Source organism: Paenibacillus sp. USDA918EY (genome assembly GCF_009870825.1).
GTDB classification, from domain to species: domain Bacteria; phylum Bacillota; class Bacilli; order Paenibacillales; family Paenibacillaceae; genus Paenibacillus_AQ; species Paenibacillus_AQ albilobatus.
Map to the genome: position 1 here is coordinate 22,113 of NZ_WTWY01000001.1, position 16,609 is coordinate 38,721.

The following is a 16,609-nucleotide window of genomic DNA, read 5'->3' on the forward strand; positions in this document are numbered from 1 at the left end:
CCGCATAGGCGTTTTTATTTTGCCCTCGGAGTGATCCGGGGGCATTACTTTTAAAGGGGGAAGAACATGGATAGATGGGAAGTTATTAAGTGGGCCGCAGCATTAGGGGGGAGCGCAGCAACATATTTTTTTGGCGGGTGGTCCGGAGTTCTGGGCACACTGCTTGTGTTTGTTATCATCGATTATTTTACTGGCGTCATAGCGGCAGGAGCGTCCGGGGAGCTGAAAAGCAAAAAGGGTTTGATCGGGATCGCCCGCAAAGCATTTATCTTCGCCATGGTAGCAGTTGGTCATCTCGTTGATGGCGTTTTAGGTGATAGCCATTTATTTAGGGACACTATCGCCTATTTTTATATTGCAAACGAGCTGTTGTCGATTATAGAAAACGGAGGAAAGATGGGCGCTCCCATACCTCCCGTTATCCAGCAGGCAATTGAGGTGCTGAAAGGCAAAGGAGGCTTTAAAAAAGGTGATTAAATCCGAATTTATAGCAACGATTGCACCCTCGGCCGTCAAGGACATGCTTTTGACCGGAGTACCCGCGTCTTTGACGATTGCCCAAGCTGCGCTTGAATCCAATTGGGGAAGCAGCGGTTTAACCCGGCAAGCAAATAACCTTTTTGGAATTAAAGGGAAGGGGACCGCCGGGAGTGTAACCATGCCGACGACGGAATATGTTCAGGGAAAACCAATCAAGGTTAACGCTGCCTTCAGGGCTTACTTTAACTGGTATGAGTCCATTGCGGATCATTCCAAGTTGATTTTGAGGGGGACCAGGGATAAGCCGACACGATATCATGGCGTCCTTAACGCTGATTATAAAACTGCCTGCCATGAAATATGGAAAGGTGGCTACGCTACCGATCCGAATTATCCAACCAAATTGATCAGCATTATCGAGCAGTACAAGCTTCATCAATACGATAAACGGGAAGGAGGAGATGGACCCATGACAAAAGAAGAACGTGCTATGTTTGAAGAGCTGCAATCTACGGTTAAACAACAGGCTGAATGGATCAAGGAGCAGAAGGGGCTGGCAAACATGCCTTGCCCTGAATGGGCTAAGGACGCATTTAAGTTTTACAAGCCCTATATTGCTGATGAAACAGGGAGTTATGATTTTTGGAGGCAGCTGGTGATTAACTTCCGGAAGGAAAACGGGATGACTGTAAAGAAATAAAATTCCCAAGCGCTTGGGATTATAAGGGCGAAGGCCCTGCTTGGCAGGGTTCTTTTTTTTCATATTTACATTTTGTCCCAAATGATTTATTATTAACTTGCGCGGATCGGAAGCACCGCCGCGCTGTCGCTTTTTATACAAGCGCTGGGTTAAAATTGATTACAAAAAAAACGCCCGTGGGTTTAACTCCGCAGGCGTTTTTTTTCATAATTTTCGGAAAAATACTCCTGGCAATCTGCGCAATAACTCGGCTTTGTTCCCCTTTTAATGTCTGGCTCCTTCCAGGGCTTTCCGCATTTCGGACAAATTGGCTTTTCGGCGTTGAGCACCCGACGTCTACGATAATCGTATGTCTTATGCGTTGGTCTGCAATATCGTTGATGCTGGGTATCAGTCTTAAATTCAATCCCACAATATGCGCATTCCTTCGTATACCGTCCGTTCATACTTAGTTATCTTCCTCTAATTCAACTTTATGTTCTTCTGCAAGAGCAGACAGGACGCGTGGAAGTGCGTCAAATCTCTTTTTTCCATCAGCCTTTAACCATCCAAGGGTTCGCACCAAAAGGTCAAAGTCCTTGTCACGGATTGCTTTTTCGAAATTTCTCACATGAGTTTCATATTCTGTTTGCCATTCAGCCGACCAATCTACGGCGATCTTTTGCTTGAGTTCGGGTTTACTTGCCTTACGCAATCTTTGGCTTATCGATAATCTCCCCATCGGTAGTACCTCCGTAGTTAATATAATCCTACTCTATCAGTTTTTTGAATTTAAATCTACGCATCGAAGGAAATGGAGACCCCTCCGATGCGCTTGTGTAATTAATGCTCTAACTCTTTTACCAGTTGTCTCTCGGCCAACTCTCTGAGCGGCTTAAATCGTTTATCATCGAGCAAATGATCGTTGCCAGTGCTCAAAATAGCCTGTAATGCTCGTTCATCCGACACGACCTCCGCCCAATCACGTTGCCCCTCCCATTGAGTTCCATGGATCAGGACGTAGCGGCCATCGCGGAGTTTCGTGATACCAAGGTGCGTCCCCAGACCGCCATCCGTCCAATCGCTTCCATTCCAAAAATCAAGATGGGAGTTGTATTCCACCCTGGCAATTACGGGACCTTGTGCAAGCTCATTTTCATACACATTTACTTTAGACATTCTCATCATCCTCCGATTTTTGTTATAATGGAGGGCGGGAAGGCCGTGAGAAGTTTTTCCCGCCCGAGCCGCTTATACCGAGCGGCTTTCTTCTTGTACTGCTACTAGGACTCTGTCCAAATCCACTTCTACGTACTCACCATCCACGACTTGAAACAACTGCTTGCGCTTGCCGTTGAAAAATTCGTAAAACCCGTCATTGAGGCGAAAAACCTTCTCGCCGTACTCGTTATCCCAATCCTTGTTGAGGAATTTTCTGGCCAGTTTGTAAACCGGATGAGTACCCGTAATCTCAGCGACCCATGTCTTTGTCTTCTTGGTGTCTGCCTTCAATTCAAGTTCAAACTTCTTCTTTACTGCTTTCACCTCCTTCCACGCCATGGTGAGAGCCTGGGAGAAGTATTCCTTTGCTTTGCCTCCAAATTTAGCAACTGCCGCCTTTGCGATTTCCCAAGCTCTTACCATGACCTTCTTCATTTTCGATTACCTCCATTTGTTATTATGTTTCACTTCCTGTACTTAATATACTATATCGAAAACATTATGTCAAACAAAATATTTGCTTTTATGTACTTTTTATCTTATATTATGTACATGGAATACAGAAAGGTGTGATTGTATGGCATTTACTTATAAGCCGTTGTTTAAGCTGCTGATCGATAGAGATATGAAAAAGACAGATTTACGTGGGGCGGTCGGAATAGGGCCGTCAACGCTGGCGAAGTTTGAAAAAGGAGAGTACGTGTCTTTAGAAGTACTGGATCGGCTGTGTAATTATTTTGGAGTCCAGCCAAATGATTTGCTCGAACATATCCCAGACGCCCAAAATACCACCGAGGCATAAGTAGCCAAAGTGGTATTTTTTTGTACTCAGAAATGCAGTTAGGATTTTTTATTGAATATCGAACGCATGTTTGTGTATAATAAGAACAAATGTTCTTGAATGGAGGTCGCTATATGGCATCAAAACTGGAAGGAAACGGGCTATTTGAGTCGTCTCGGATGATTTTGCCGGAACACCGGGAAGCGTACAACCAATATATGATCCACAAGGATCCGCGCCCTAAGCCGGTGATCGACGAGCAGGAATGGCAGCAGATCGGCCAGGCGCTACAGGATTCGTTTAACCGACATGTTCCGGTGACTCTGGAACTTTATGACCCATATGAGGATAAACAGGCGACCGGATTTGTCACCGTGATCAACATGTTTCGAAAGGAAATAAAATTGCGTTACGACGACGATTGGGATTGGATAAAATTTGATGATATCATTCAGGCGAATATTTAGAAAAAAGCCCACTAACCTAATTGGTCGGTGGGCTTTTTACGTATCAAAGTAAAGCGGCAAGTTTTTGATATTCCTTCTGATCGCAGCGGCAGTAAATAGTACCTTCAAATGGACCGTCGGTAAAAGATATTACAGCAAGGGAATTATCCTTCCTTCTCCCGCCGATCGCTGCGCCAGCAAGCAAACCTATACCGCCCGTAAGGACCCCGCCTACAATTGCACCAGCAGCTGCTTTGCCAGCACTACGCTTTCCTTTTTCATCCCACTCCATTTTAGTGACAGTGATCTTGTTTCCTGAGACCAAGAGAGTATATGGTTCGTCCCCTTTGGTAAATGTGACTCGCCCGGCCTTTACTTTTGGATGTCCGCCTATATATTCGAGCATGACCGCCTTGCCAGCACCAATGGCTTTTCCATCCGCAGTTGCTTGTTTAAGATCGGCTTTCATTTTGTCGAAAATCCCCATAATTTGACCTCCCTATGTAAAATCAATAACAGTTTATCAAGGATAGGAAAATTTAACCACAATAAAAGTGTGATATTAAGGAATAGTAAAGTGCTTTTTGGATTATTTGGTGGACAATAGGTGGACAATTCAGTGGGTTGTCCCAAAACGATTTTCCTGAAACGCTTGATATATAAGGGTTTTTAGCAAATAAAATCGGGCGCCCCTTTCGGGACGCCCTTTCATGGGAGAGGAGAAACCGGACGAAGAGCTTATGGGGAAACGTAAGCTTTCCGCGGTTGTCTACGACATTCGTTGATGTCGATAGTTAAAGCATTCCCCTTATAGCCCTCTTTATACATCCCTTTCCAAAAAAATTGTCCGAGGGGTTCATTTTTCAAATTCGGGTTGGTTGTGGTACGATATTCGTCAGAAAAAGGCATGCTGCGAACTTCTGAATGGACAGCATCGCACAAAAGAATTTTTAACGACGAAAATGGGTGAAACAACGTGAGAGTAGTATCGGGGAGCGCCAAAGGAAGGCCGCTGAAGGCAGTCCCGGGCATGGGGACGCGTCCGACGACGGATAAGGTGAAGGAAGCGATTTTCAGCATGATCGGTCCATTTTTTGACGGGGGAGTTGCCCTTGATCTGTTTGCGGGGACCGGTGGACTTGCGATCGAGGCGCTGAGCCGGGGGATGGAAAAGGCGATTTTTATCGACATGGACCCGAAAAGCATCGAAACGGTCCGGGCCAACCTGAAGGCCGCCAAGCTGGAGGAAAAGGCCGAAGTGTACCGCAATGAGGCGGAACGGGCGCTCAAAGCGCTCGCGAAGCGCGGGGTCGTGCTGGACGTCGTGTTTTTGGACCCGCCGTACCGGATGAAAAACGGAGACAAGCTGATGGAAGCGATGCACGAAAAAAACATGCTGGCAAGCGGGGCGACGATCGTTCTCGAACATGAATCGGGTTACGAATACCCGGCCGAGTTCGGCCCTTTTGCTTGCGTCCGGCATGCGGTGTACGGGGAAACGGCGGTTTCCATTTACAAATATGACGAACATGATGCGGCCTCGTCCGAAGACGAAGCCGCCGGGGAGGCCGAGAATGAGCTCGACGAATAAAAGAATCGCGGTATATCCGGGAAGTTTCGATCCGGTCACGATGGGCCATTTGGACATCATTCAGCGCGCGGCAAGGCAATTTGACGTTCTGGTGGTGGCCGTGCTGGTCAACCGGAGCAAACAGCCGCTGTTTTCGCTTGAAGAAAGGATGGATTTGATCCGAAAAGTAACGACCCACCTGCCCAATGTGGAGGTGGACAGCTTTCATGACCTGACGGCCAATTACGTGCGTCTGCGGAACGCGCAGGCGATCGTGCGCGGGGTACGCTCCGTGACGGATTTCGAATACGAGCTGCAGATGGCGTCCGCCAATCATAAGCTGAATCCGGATGCCGAAACCGTCTTTATGATGACCAATCCGAAATATTCGTATTTAAGCTCGAGCATTGTCAGAGAGATCGCAGCCTATCAGGGGGACGTCAAGGATCTGGTTCCGCCTGAGGTGGAGGATGCGCTGCGCCTGAAATTCGGCGGCTAACGCGGAAATTTGCGGGACGGCTGCAGCAGCATGAACAAAAGCGAGCATACCAGCATGGCGGCCAGCATCATACCCTGCCACTGAAACAGCTGCGGCACGATTTTCCATAACGTCAAATAACCGCTCCAATCGGCCGCAAGCTCTCCGTTGCCGTTAAACGCGTTGCTCGCGTTTTTCGGAAAATAGCGGAGAAGCGGCCAGGCGAACCAAGTGCCCGCGAAAGCGAGCGCGCCGTGAAGCAGGCGGACAAGCGCGAAACGGAACCAGCGGATGCCCGTCTTTCTCAGCAGCGACATGGATTGCAGCATGGCGCAGATGCCGCCGAAGCCGAGCAGGGCCGAAATGACGGACCACTGCGTGCGATCCGCGGCAAAGACCGCCGCGCTGGCGTCCCTTGTTCCGAGATGCACCTCGAAAGCTCCGGACAACACGTAAGCGGGAAGGCCGGACGGCAGAAAACGGCTGGCGATTTGGATGACGACCGCAAAAACGATGATATAGCCGCCGATCATCATCAAGGTTTGCACGGCGTTCGTGACCGAATCGCCCAGCAGCCTCCCGAATCCGCGGCCGTCTTTGGCATGGGCCACCTTGGCGGCATGAAGGGAGCGGACGAGCAGTGAACGCCGGTCTTTGCGGTTGCCTTTATTCCCTGCATCATTTCCCGAGGTTTTGCTATCGGCGGGGCGCTTTCGTCCGAGCAAAAGAAATGCGAGCAGACCGGCGGCCCAATGAACGGCCAGCACGATATACCCTGCCGAAGGTTCGTGCATCAATCCGGTCGCGATGACGACGAGAACCAGCATCGGGTTGCAAAAATGGGAAAGGGCGGCGAGCCTGTTGGCATCCTGACCGCTTAATTCCCCTTGGTCGAACAGCCGCCGGGCGGATTGGGCTCCTCCGGGATAACCCGTCGTCATGCCCATCGCCAAAACCCAGCCGCCAACGCCGGGAAGCCCGAACAGTCGTTTCATCAGCGGCTCGAGCCATGCGCCCAAGGCATGTATCCAGCCGTACGCGATCAATATTTCGGATAAAACAAGAAAAGGAAGCAGCGCCGGAAAAACGATCTGCCACCATAATCGCAGACCCTGCAGGGAAGCCTGAAAGGCCGGTGTTGGAGAACTGACGACGGCAGCCACCAGCGCCAGGGCGCCTGCCCCTAGCAGTACCGTGGCGGCAGCGGGCGTGAAGCGGAGAGGGGCTTTTTTTTTCATGATTTTCACCTCTTCTGAGTAAACATAGCTAGTACACAATCTATGCGGGAAAGACAACCATAAGACCAGGGGAGCAGGATGGAATGAGAGAAGGGAAAAATATGCAGCGCACGAAAAAACGGGAATCGGCCCGCCTGATCCTCTACATTTTTGCGGTGGCCCTGCTGGTATACGTGACGGTATACATGCCGACGCCGTATATCATTTACCAGCCGGGAAGCGCGGACGAAGTCAAGCCGATGCTTTCCGTCCAAAAAGGGGACCCCGAGGAAAAAGGCGCTTTTATGATGACGACGGTATCGGCGAGTTACGCCAATCTGGTCATGCTTGTCGTTTCGGCCTTTAATCCGAATGCGGAAATCGACAAAAAACAGGCGCGATTGGGCGACCGCAGCGAAGACGAATATGCCGCGGAGCAGGTATATCTGATGAGCGATTCGCAATCCTCGGCCATGGAAGCGGCGTACCATGAAGCACATGTTCCGTACAGCATCGAACCGCAATATTTGTTTATTTTTTCAACGCCGGAAGGAGACGAAGCACGCAAAAACTTCAAGCCGGGCGACCGCCTTTCCGAAGTCGACGGGAAACCGGTGACCGACAATAAAAGCTTGACCGACCTGCTTCAAACGAAAAAAGTGGGGGATCAGGTTACCGTCAAATTAATCCGGAGCGGCAAAACGCTGGAGGAAAACGTGAAGCTGATCGAGCTGAAGGATAAGGACACCAACAAAACGCGTCCGGGGCTTGGCGTCACGATCGCAACGATGCAAAAAGTCGTATCCCGGGATCCGGGGCTGCAGGTCAATTTCGAAAATACCCGCGTCGGCGGGCCGTCCGCCGGCCTGATGTTCACGATGGAAATCTACAATCAGCTGACGAAGGGTGATTTGTCCAAAGGTTACCAGGTTGCGGGCACGGGTACGATCGACAAGGACGGCAACGTCGGCCCGATCGGCGGGGTTCAGCATAAAATCGTCGCCGCCGACCGGAAACATGCGGAAATCTTTTTCGTTCCGAAGGATAATTACGCGGAAGCGAAAGCGAAAGCGGACAAAATAAAAACCGGCATGAAACTCGTGCCGGTGGAAAAGCTGGAGGATGCCATCGGCTATATGGAGAAACTTCAGGCCAAATCCTGACGCCGGGGGTTGGAATCCAACCTTATTCGGGATAACGGATCGGCGCCTCAAGATAATCCCTGAACATGCTCTGTGTCGTTGGGTGCGGAAACGCATTGGCGTATGCCGCCGAAGCCCTGAGATCGAGCGTGAGCTGGGGGTGCTCGAAGGAAGACGGCTTGATGATGACCGGAAGGGAGGCCGTCTTCTTCATTCGCTTCAACAGCTGCCGTCCCCGGCCGTTAAAGCCCAGGACGCGCAAATATCCCGGTCCTTGGGCAAGCGCTTCGGGGGACATCTCCCGTTTCGTGTGGCCAAGCAAAATATGCGTCAGCATCCGCTGAAGCTTCGTATGCGTGTAACGTTTCGTTTTGAGGGCTTGCAGCAGCTCGCCTACGGTCGGTTCCTTCAAGGTAAACAGAAGCCGCCGCAGACGGTGTTCCAGCCCTTCCGTCACCTCGTGCAGACCGGCCAAGTCTTGCGGTGCGCCGGTCAGGAGGATATGCATCAGCGACCCGCGGAAGGAATTCCAGGTGACCGGCCCGCGTCCCTCACGGAATTCCCGATCGAGAATGCGGAGCGTCGATTCGGGGATATAGGGGCTGGCCGCCGCCAAATCCTGCTCCACGATCATCTTCCGGACCGCCGTTGCGCTGGCGATCGCCGCATGGGAAGGCTGTTCGTCATGATACGCGGCATGGATTCTCGGGATGGTGAGCGGGCGGATCGGGCTCCCCAGGCGGTTCAGCGCGATCAGGTAATGCAGGCCAAGCGTGTGGTTCGGCTGCTGAAGCGTCTGCAACACATCGCTTTCATCCCCTGGCATGTTCGCAGCTTCCGCCGCGGCGCGGCTGTATGCGGCGGGATAATTCATTCCGTCCCGCAAATGAAATGCGATACGCTCTTGGAGCTCCGGGCTTTCTTCCGCGAGGATCCGCGCGAGGGGAAGCAGCAGGTCAAGCGTGCCGCTTTCCGTCCCGAAGCAAAGGCTGTCCACGACGCCCGTGGCGTGCAGCAGGGAGACGGCGCCGAAGGCAAACCATTCCGCAGGCTGCACGGCGTAAGCGGCCGGGAGCTCGAGGACGAGATCGGCCCCCATCGCCAGAGCCATTTCGGCCCGGGCGAATTTGCTGACGATGCCCGGTTCGCCGCGCTGAAGAAACGGGCCGCTCAGTACGGCGATGGCGTGCTCCGCGCCTGTGATTTCCTTGGCTTTGTTAAAATGATGGACATGACCGTTATGTAAAGGGTTGTATTCGACGATAATTCCGACGGCAGACATCAAGTTCAACTCCATCCGCTTTGTTCATTCCAGTCCAATATAACATAAAAGACGGCCGTCTCTGCAACAATAAGCGGTATGGGGACCTATGGACCGTTCCGCGCGAACGAAACTCCAATAAGGCAAAGTAAAGGTCGAACTATTGACAAAGCTTCCAAGGTATCGGTATAATAATTTTTGTTTGTTTGGAGTGATGTTTATGCACTTTCAATTTAAGAAAATGGCAGCCGGCAGCCAGCCGCTGCAGGTCCGTCAGCAAGTGGATGTCAGCCGATTAGTTCAAGGACTTGGCGATATAAGAGCACCCCGGCCGCTTTTGGCGGAACTGGAGGTTGCCTACGTCGGACAGGATGCGGTAGAAGTCCAAGGAAAGCTCTCCGTAGAGCTGGACATGGCCTGCTCCCGCTGCTTGAAACCCGTGCATCAGCATCTGAACATTCCATTCCACGAGCGGTTCAAGCTTGTGAAGGCGCCTGAAGAAATTCAGGATGAAGATGACGATACCATTTACGTGGACGATGAGACAGTGGATCTTGTTCCGTACGTGGAGGAATCATTTGTGCTTCATATTCCGATGACCGCGGTTTGCAAGGAAGATTGCAAAGGGCTGTGCCCGAATTGCGGAACGGACTTGAATGAAGGAGCCTGCGACTGTGATACCGAAACGGTCGATCCACGGCTTGCGGCACTGAAAGATTTTTTTAAATGAGTATGCAAAGCATGACCGGAGGCTGACGCCGACGGTTGATTGAAATAAGGAGGTGGGAACATGGCAGTACCTCAACGGAGAACGTCCAAAACGCGTCGTGACAAACGTCGTACTCACTTTAAACTGGCGGTGCCAGGCATGGTGAAATGTGAACAATGCGGAGAATTGAAGCTTGCTCACCACGTATGCAAAGTGTGCGGAACGTATAAATCGAGAGAAATTATTTCGCAGTAATGCGGGAAATCAAGTAGTACTTCATCTTTGGTGAGGTGCTATTTTTTTTGTCTCCTCTTCCTTTTTGGCTTGCCATGCTATATACTGTTTTAGTACCAGGTTCTAAAATGATCGGACGAATCGGTTGCAAAAACCCGTTTTAAAAACAATAAATCATTGCCGGATAAGTTAAGGAGCTTAGGAGGTGCCTCTGATCGAACGGTTGCCCAAGAAACAGCGACATCAGCAGTTATTGAAAATCATAGAAGATAATCCGTTTGTGACGGATCGCGAGTTGACCCGCGAGCTGAAGGTCAGCATTCAAACGATCCGCCTGGACCGCATGGAACTCGGGATTCCCGAACTTCGGGAGCGCATGAAGCAAATGGCCGAGCATTCCTACGACCAAGTGCGTTCCCTTCCTTTGGACGAGGTGATCGGCGATGTTGTGGATCTGCAGCTGGACAAAAGCGGCATCTCCATATTCGAAATCCGGGAAGAGCACGTTTTTTCACGGACGCATATAGCGCGCGGCCATTACGTCTTTGCCCAGGCCAACTCGCTGGCGGTGGCCCTGATCAACGATGAAATCGCGCTGACCGCCTCGGCGGACATCCGCTTTTTGCGGCAGGTTCATCTCGGCGAGAAATGCATCGCCAAGGCTTATGTAAGGTCGATGAACGGACACAAGGGAAAAGCCAAGGTCGAAGTTTTCACCTATGTCGGCGAAGAAATGGTGTTCCAAGGCAATTTCGTCATTTACAGGTCAACAGGGGAAGATCACATTGAAGGGGGAATGTAGTATGCGGATCGCCATTGACGCCATGGGAGGCGACAATGCTCCCGCTTGCAACGTTGAAGGGGCTTTGGCCGCAGCTGCCGAGTGGAAGGATACGGAAATCATATTGGTGGGTGACGAATCGAAACTTCACCCGCTGCTTCATAAAACGAACGGCCAGGTTCCTTCCAACCTGACCGTCCGCCATGCGGGCGAAGTGATCGAGCCCGAGGACGAGCCCGTCAAGGCGGTGCGACGCAAAAAGGACGCATCCATGGTCGTGGCCGGACGCATGCTAAAGGAAAAAGAGGCCGATGCGATGATTTCGGCCGGCAACACCGGGGCGCTGATGACCACGGGGCTGTTGGTCGTCGGCAGAATGGAGGGCATCGAACGGCCGGCCCTTGCCCCGATGATTCCGACGCTGGACGGGGCCGGCGTCCTGGCGCTGGATTTGGGCGCCAATATGGACGCCAAACCCGAGCACCTCGCTCAGTACGCCTTGATGGGAAGCCTGTACAGACAAAAGGTGATGGGCGTCGAGCGGCCGCGCGTCGGCCTGCTGAACGTCGGCACGGAGCCGGGCAAAGGGAACGAGCTGACGAAGCACACGTACCCGCTGCTTGAGCAGATGCCGATTCATTTCGTCGGCAACGTGGAAGCCCGCGACATCATGACGGGCAACTGCGACGTGCTTGTGTGCGACGGCTTTGCGGGCAACATTTTGCTGAAGGCTGTCGAAGGCACGGCGGGAGCGATGTTCAAGCTTTTGAAGGAGCAGTTCACGGCCAATTTCAAAAGCAAGCTGGGAGCCGCCCTTCTGATGCCCCAAATGCGCGGGCTGAAGGAAAAGCTGGATTACAAGGAACACGGCGGCGCGCCGCTTCTCGGCCTCAGCGGATTGATCGTAAAAAGCCACGGTTCGGCTGACGGCAACGCGATCAAAAACGCGGTCCGCCAAGCCCGGATCGCCCTTCGGAACAAGTTGGTAGAAAGCATTTCAAACGAAATTAGCGGGAAGAGAGTGACGATATGAATACATTGCGGCCAGTAGGGATCATCGGCACGGGAATGTACGTGCCCGAGAAGGTTTTGACAAACGCCGACCTGGAAAAAATGGTGGACACCAATGACGAATGGATCGTATCCCGCACGGGAATCCGTGAACGCCATATCGCGGCGGACGATCAGGCGACTTCCGATCTTTGCTACGAAGCGGCGGTAAAAGCGCTGGAATCCGCCGGCATGACGGCCGACCAGCTCGACCTGATTATCGTGGCGACGATTACGCCGGATACGTTCTTCCCGTCCACCGCGTGCATTTTGCAGGATAAGCTTGGGGCGAAAAAAGCGGCCGCATTCGATTTGTCCGCGGCCTGCTCCGGTTTCGTGTACGGCCTTGCGACGGCAAGCAATTTTATCGGATCGGGCATGTACAACAATGCTTTGGTCATCGGAGCGGATTGCCTTTCCCGCATTACGGACTACACCGACCGCAACACATGCGTGCTTTTCGGGGACGGAGCGGGGGCCGTCATTCTCGGCGAGGTGCCTGAAGGGCGCGGGTTCCAATCCTTCGACCTGGGCGCCGAAGGTGCGGGAGGCACCCTGCTTAAGCTCGAAGCCGGAGGTTCCAGAATGCCTGCTTCGGTCGAAACGGTGGAAGGCAAAAAGCATTACATTTACATGAACGGCCGCGAAGTCTTCAAGTTTGCCGTACGCGTCATGAACACCGCTACGGGGGACGCACTCAAGAAAGCGGGCAAAACCAAAGAGGATATCGACCTGTTCGTGCCGCACCAGGCGAACATCCGGATCATCCAATCCGCCATGGAGCGGCTGGAGCTTTCCGAGAGCAAGGTGGTCGTTAACGTGGACAAATACGCCAACACGTCCGCGGCTTCGATACCGCTCGCTTTGGTCGAAGCCGCGGAGCAGGGACGGATCAAGGAAGGCGACTGCGTGCTGATGGTCGGCTTCGGCGGCGGATTGACTTGGGGAGCTTCCGTTCTCATTTGGTAAGATCCGCCTGCGTACGGGGGACTCGTGAATTCCCGTGTCGTTTCTATATACGTCAGCGCCGACCATGACGCGGACATCCTCCGTGCACTGCTGCAAGGGGCGGTCCGGCGTTTTGCGAGGCGTCAACCGATAATGAGAGGAGCGTAAAAGATGGGTAAAACGGCATTTGTATTTCCCGGACAGGGAGCCCAGTCCGTCGGAATGGGCAAAGACTTTTACGAAGCGGTCCCCGCTTCGCGCGATATTATCGACAGCGCGGACCGCGCGCTTGGATTTTCGATTTCCAAGCTGATGTTCGAAGGTCCGGACGGCGAATTAAAAAAGACGTTTAATACGCAGCCCGCCTTGCTGACCGCAAGCGTTGCCGCCTTGGCGGCACTGCGCGAGAAAGGAATCGCTCCCGACTTCGTGGCGGGCCACAGCCTGGGCGAATACAGCGCGCTGGTCGCGGCCGGCGTGCTCGGCTTCGAGGACGCGGTTCGGATCGTGCGCGCACGGGGAGAATTCATGGAGGCGGCGGTTCCCGGCGGGCAAGGCGCCATGGCGGCCGTGCTCGGCGCCGACCGCTCCGCCTTGGAGCAGTTGTGCCGGAGCATTACCGAAGAGGGTCGTCTGGTAGAGATGGCCAACATCAACTGCCCGGGCCAAATCGTCGTATCCGGTTCCAAAGAAGGCGTGGCCGCCGTCGGCGAGCGCGTGAAGGAAGCGGGGGGCAAGCGGGCGATCCCGCTGGAAGTCAGCGGACCTTTCCATTCTTCTTTGATGAAGGACGCGGCGGAGCAGCTGGGGGCCAAGCTTAAGGAGGCAACGTTCCATGAACCTGCTGTTCCGGTCGTTGCCAACGTAACGGCCCGTCCGGCCGAAAGCGCGGACCGGATCCGCGAGCTTTTGGTGGAGCAGGTTTATTCTCCCGTGCTTTGGGAAGACACGGTGGCCTACCTGATCGCGGAAGGCGTCGACACGTTCGTCGAGATCGGGCCGGGCAGCGTGCTGACGGGGCTCGTCAAAAAAATGGACAAAACCGCGAAACTCATCAACATCAACACGCTTGAAAGCCTGTCCGCAAGTTTTTAAGATGAAGCGACAGGCATCCGAGGTATACTAAGAAGAAAGGAGAATTTCGCATGTCCAAACCACTGCAGGGACAAGCCGCGCTGGTTACCGGCGCATCCCGCGGGATCGGCCGCAGCATCGCGCTTGCGCTTGCCGAAGCGGGGGCGAACGTCGCCGTCAACTATTCGGGCAGCGAGGCTGCCGCGCAGGCCGTCGTCGAGGAAATCAAGCGGCTCGGCGTTGAGGCGTTCGCCATTCAGGCCAACGTAGGACAATCGGATCAGGCCGAAACCCTCATTAAAGAGGTAACGAACGTTTTCGGCCGGATCGACATCCTTGTCAACAACGCCGGAATTACGAGAGACAATCTGATCATGCGCATGAAAGAGGAAGAATTCGACCAAGTGATCGAAACGAACCTCAAAGGCGTGTTCAATTGCCTCAAATCCGCGAGCCGTCCGATGATGAAACAGCGCTACGGCCGGATCATCAACATTTCGTCGGTTGTCGGCGTGCTCGGCAACGCGGGGCAGGCCAACTATGTCGCGGCGAAAGCCGGCGTCATCGGCCTGACGAAATCGTCGGCGCGCGAGCTTGCTTCGCGCGGCATTACGGTAAACTGCGTGGCTCCGGGATTCATCGATACCGACATGACCCGCGAGCTTTCGGATGAACTGAGAGACAAAATGATTCAGGATATTCCGCTCGCCCGCCTCGGCCAGCCGGAGGAAATTGCCAAGGTCGTGGTTTTCCTGGCTTCCGAAGGGGCATCCTATATGACAGGACAAACTCTTCATGTAGATGGCGGCATGTACATGTAATGCCCGCTAAACCGGCGCAGACGCCAATAAGAGAACCGTTTTCATAGCCTCTGGCATTTTGAAAACTTTTCTCGTATAATACCAAGGAGGAGGTGAACCGGATGTCCGATGTATTGGAGCGTGTAAAGCGCATCGTCGTGGATCGTTTGGGTGCTGACGAAGCTGAGGTAACACTGGAAGCATCTTTTAAAGATGATCTTGGTGCTGATTCTCTCGACGTTGTTGAACTCGTCATGGAATTGGAAGACGAATTCGATCTGGAAATCTCTGATGAAGACGCAGAGAAAATTACGACCGTAGGTGAAGTTGTAAATTACATACAATCTCATACCTAAGTCATTTGATAAGTCCCGTACTGCTCTACAGGCGGGACTTCTCCTCATTTTGAAAGTGAAACGCCAAACGACTTGAATATATTTGCAGCGGGCCCGCTTTGGTCCGTGCATTCGATATAGAGGTGAATGTATTTGAAGCATAGAGTGGTTGTAACCGGGATGGGCGTTGTGACGGCACTCGGCCATGACCTGGACACGTTTTGGAATAACTTGATGGCAGGCAAGTCGGGAGTTTCCCGGATCGAATCGTTTGACATCAGCGAATACCCGACACAAATCGCGGCTTCGGTCAAGGATTTTAATCCCGAAGACTTCATGGACAAGAAGGAAGCGCGCAAGATGGACCGTTTCGTCCAGTTTGCCGTCGCGGCCGGGAAATCCGCCCTTCAGCACAGCGGCCTTGACATCGAAAAGGATGCGGACGCCAACCGCGTCGGCGTTTCGATCGGGTCCGGCATCGGCGGTCTCGGAACATGGGAAGACCAGCACAACATTTTGCTCGAAAAGGGACCGAAACGCGTAAGCCCGTTCTTCATCCCGATGATGATCGCCAACATGGCTTCCGGACAGCTGTCCATCATGCTCGGGGCAAAAGGACCGAACACGACGCCGGTCACGGCCTGCGCAACCGGTTCGCATGCCATCGGCGATTCCTTCAAGCTGATCCAGCGCGGCGACGCGGACGTTATGATTTGCGGCGGCGCGGAAGCGACGATCCGTCCAACCGGCATGGCGGGATTTTGCGCGATGCGCGCGATGTCCACCCGCAACGACGAACCTGAAAAAGCGAGCCGCCCGTTCGACATTGACCGCGACGGATTTGTTATGGGCGAAGGCGCGGGCATTCTGGTGCTCGAATCGCTCGAACATGCGCAAAAACGCGGTGCGCGCATTATCGCCGAAGTCGTCGGCTACGGCCTGAGCGGCGATGCTTACCACATTACCGAGCCGGATCCGGACGGCCCGGCACGCTGCATGACGATGGCGCTGCGCGACGCCGGCCTTGCTCCGGACGCGGTCGACTACATCAACGCGCACGGGACTTCGACGCCTGTCGGCGACCGTTCCGAAACGATCGCAATCAAGAAGGCGCTGGGAGATCACGCTTCCAAAGTAGCGGTCAGCTCGACCAAATCGATGACCGGCCATCTGCTTGGCGCGGCAGGCGGGGTCGAAGCGGTCATTTGCGGATTGTCGCTCGAACATCAAAAAATCGCGCCGACGATCAATTTGGACAACCAGGATCCGGAATGCGATTTGGACTACGTTCCGAACAAGGCGCGCGACGCGAAGCTTCATGTCGTCATGTCCAACTCTTTTGGCTTTGGCGGTCACAACGCCACGATCATTCTTAAAAAATTCGATGAGTAAGGGGACGATTT

General features: G+C 53.2%; 22 protein-coding genes. 16 read left to right on the forward strand and 6 right to left on the reverse strand.

Annotated features, from left to right (window positions below):
- The first annotated feature begins 66 nt into the window (after positions 1-66).
- Positions 67-477 carry a phage holin family protein gene (locus GQY55_RS00170; protein ID WP_160037328.1) on the forward strand — a complete coding sequence of 137 codons (411 nt, stop codon included), beginning with the start codon at positions 67-69 and terminating at the stop codon, positions 475-477.
- Positions 470-1,180 carry a glycoside hydrolase family 73 protein gene (locus tag GQY55_RS00175; protein WP_160037329.1) on the forward strand — a complete coding sequence of 237 codons (711 nt, stop codon included), beginning with the start codon at positions 470-472 and terminating at the stop codon, positions 1,178-1,180. The genes GQY55_RS00170 and GQY55_RS00175 overlap by 8 nt, the downstream gene beginning before the upstream one ends.
- A 448-nt stretch (positions 1,181-1,628) precedes the next feature.
- Here GQY55_RS00175 and GQY55_RS00180 read toward each other — a convergent pair whose 3' ends face one another.
- The 3 genes from GQY55_RS00180 to GQY55_RS00190 form a co-directional block, all read right to left on the reverse strand.
- The gene (locus GQY55_RS00180) at positions 1,629-1,901 is read right to left on the reverse strand and encodes a hypothetical protein (protein WP_160037330.1); all 273 of its coding nucleotides are present in this window, start codon (positions 1,899-1,901) and stop codon (positions 1,629-1,631) included.
- Positions 1,902-2,002: 101 nt separating this feature from the next.
- A complete protein-coding gene (locus tag GQY55_RS00185; RefSeq protein ID WP_160037331.1) occupies positions 2,003-2,338 on the reverse strand; it encodes a hypothetical protein in 336 nt (111 codons plus the stop codon).
- 72 nt (positions 2,339-2,410) lie between these two features.
- On the reverse strand, positions 2,411-2,815 hold the full coding sequence (locus tag GQY55_RS00190) for a hypothetical protein (RefSeq protein ID WP_160037332.1): 405 nt from the start codon (positions 2,813-2,815) through the stop codon (positions 2,411-2,413).
- Between the two features lie 142 nt (positions 2,816-2,957).
- Between GQY55_RS00190 and GQY55_RS00195 the strand changes: the two genes are divergently transcribed.
- The gene (locus tag GQY55_RS00195) at positions 2,958-3,182 is read left to right on the forward strand and encodes a helix-turn-helix domain-containing protein (protein WP_160037333.1); all 225 of its coding nucleotides are present in this window, start codon (positions 2,958-2,960) and stop codon (positions 3,180-3,182) included.
- Between the two features lie 113 nt (positions 3,183-3,295).
- Complete coding sequence (locus GQY55_RS00200) at positions 3,296-3,628, forward strand: YolD-like family protein (protein ID WP_160037334.1); 333 nt, start codon at positions 3,296-3,298, stop codon at positions 3,626-3,628.
- 43 nt (positions 3,629-3,671) lie between these two features.
- Here GQY55_RS00200 and GQY55_RS00205 read toward each other — a convergent pair whose 3' ends face one another.
- Positions 3,672-4,094 (reverse strand): hypothetical protein, encoded by a 423-nt coding sequence (locus GQY55_RS00205; protein ID WP_160037335.1) that lies wholly within the window; start codon positions 4,092-4,094, stop codon positions 3,672-3,674.
- Positions 4,095-4,583: 489 nt separating this feature from the next.
- On the opposite strand from GQY55_RS00205, the gene rsmD reads away from it, so the two are divergent.
- Both rsmD and coaD read left to right on the forward strand, forming a co-directional pair.
- On the forward strand, positions 4,584-5,198 hold the full coding sequence (gene rsmD, locus GQY55_RS00210; RefSeq protein ID WP_160037336.1) for a 16S rRNA (guanine(966)-N(2))-methyltransferase RsmD: 615 nt from the start codon (positions 4,584-4,586) through the stop codon (positions 5,196-5,198).
- The gene (coaD, locus tag GQY55_RS00215) at positions 5,182-5,676 is read left to right on the forward strand and encodes a pantetheine-phosphate adenylyltransferase (protein ID WP_160037337.1); all 495 of its coding nucleotides are present in this window, start codon (positions 5,182-5,184) and stop codon (positions 5,674-5,676) included. The genes rsmD and coaD overlap by 17 nt, the downstream gene beginning before the upstream one ends.
- Here coaD and GQY55_RS00220 read toward each other — a convergent pair.
- Positions 5,673-6,893, reverse strand: a complete 1,221-nt coding sequence (locus GQY55_RS00220) for a nucleoside recognition domain-containing protein (RefSeq protein ID WP_160037338.1) — start codon at positions 6,891-6,893, stop codon at positions 5,673-5,675. The genes coaD and GQY55_RS00220 overlap by 4 nt on opposite strands.
- A gap of 101 nt (positions 6,894-6,994) precedes the next feature.
- On the opposite strand from GQY55_RS00220, the gene GQY55_RS00225 reads away from it, so the two are divergent.
- Positions 6,995-8,035: a SepM family pheromone-processing serine protease gene (locus GQY55_RS00225; protein WP_160038405.1), complete on the forward strand. Its 1,041-nt coding sequence runs from the start codon at positions 6,995-6,997 to the stop codon at positions 8,033-8,035.
- A 22-nt stretch (positions 8,036-8,057) separates the two neighbouring features.
- Here GQY55_RS00225 and GQY55_RS00230 read toward each other — a convergent pair whose 3' ends face one another.
- Positions 8,058-9,296 carry a nucleotidyltransferase gene (locus GQY55_RS00230; protein WP_160037339.1) on the reverse strand — a complete coding sequence of 413 codons (1,239 nt, stop codon included), beginning with the start codon at positions 9,294-9,296 and terminating at the stop codon, positions 8,058-8,060.
- 199 nt (positions 9,297-9,495) lie between these two features.
- On the opposite strand from GQY55_RS00230, the gene GQY55_RS00235 reads away from it, so the two are divergent.
- From GQY55_RS00235 to fabF, 9 genes are all read left to right on the forward strand, one after another.
- Positions 9,496-10,005 (forward strand): YceD family protein, encoded by a 510-nt coding sequence (locus GQY55_RS00235; protein ID WP_160037340.1) that lies wholly within the window; start codon positions 9,496-9,498, stop codon positions 10,003-10,005.
- A gap of 60 nt (positions 10,006-10,065) precedes the next feature.
- Positions 10,066-10,239: a 50S ribosomal protein L32 gene (gene rpmF / locus GQY55_RS00240; RefSeq protein WP_036645943.1), complete on the forward strand. Its 174-nt coding sequence runs from the start codon at positions 10,066-10,068 to the stop codon at positions 10,237-10,239.
- 202 nt (positions 10,240-10,441) lie between these two features.
- The gene (gene fapR / locus GQY55_RS00245; RefSeq protein WP_160038407.1) at positions 10,442-11,020 is read left to right on the forward strand and encodes a transcription factor FapR; all 579 of its coding nucleotides are present in this window, start codon (positions 10,442-10,444) and stop codon (positions 11,018-11,020) included.
- A 1-nt stretch (position 11,021) separates the two neighbouring features.
- Positions 11,022-12,032 carry a phosphate acyltransferase PlsX gene (gene plsX / locus GQY55_RS00250; RefSeq protein ID WP_160037341.1) on the forward strand — a complete coding sequence of 337 codons (1,011 nt, stop codon included), beginning with the start codon at positions 11,022-11,024 and terminating at the stop codon, positions 12,030-12,032.
- On the forward strand, positions 12,029-13,018 hold the full coding sequence (locus tag GQY55_RS00255; RefSeq protein ID WP_160037342.1) for a beta-ketoacyl-ACP synthase III: 990 nt from the start codon (positions 12,029-12,031) through the stop codon (positions 13,016-13,018). Before plsX ends, GQY55_RS00255 begins: the two co-directional genes overlap by 4 nt.
- A 150-nt stretch (positions 13,019-13,168) precedes the next feature.
- Positions 13,169-14,092, forward strand: coding sequence for an ACP S-malonyltransferase (fabD, locus tag GQY55_RS00260; protein WP_160037343.1), 924 nt, complete (start codon positions 13,169-13,171; stop codon positions 14,090-14,092).
- Positions 14,093-14,142: 50 nt separating this feature from the next.
- A complete protein-coding gene (gene fabG, locus GQY55_RS00265; protein ID WP_160037344.1) occupies positions 14,143-14,892 on the forward strand; it encodes a 3-oxoacyl-[acyl-carrier-protein] reductase in 750 nt (249 codons plus the stop codon).
- 101 nt (positions 14,893-14,993) lie between these two features.
- Positions 14,994-15,227 (forward strand): acyl carrier protein, encoded by a 234-nt coding sequence (acpP, locus tag GQY55_RS00270; protein ID WP_019638123.1) that lies wholly within the window; start codon positions 14,994-14,996, stop codon positions 15,225-15,227.
- Positions 15,228-15,359: 132 nt separating this feature from the next.
- Complete coding sequence (gene fabF, locus GQY55_RS00275; protein WP_160037345.1) at positions 15,360-16,598, forward strand: beta-ketoacyl-ACP synthase II; 1,239 nt, start codon at positions 15,360-15,362, stop codon at positions 16,596-16,598.
- The last annotated feature ends 11 nt before the right edge of the window (positions 16,599-16,609 follow it).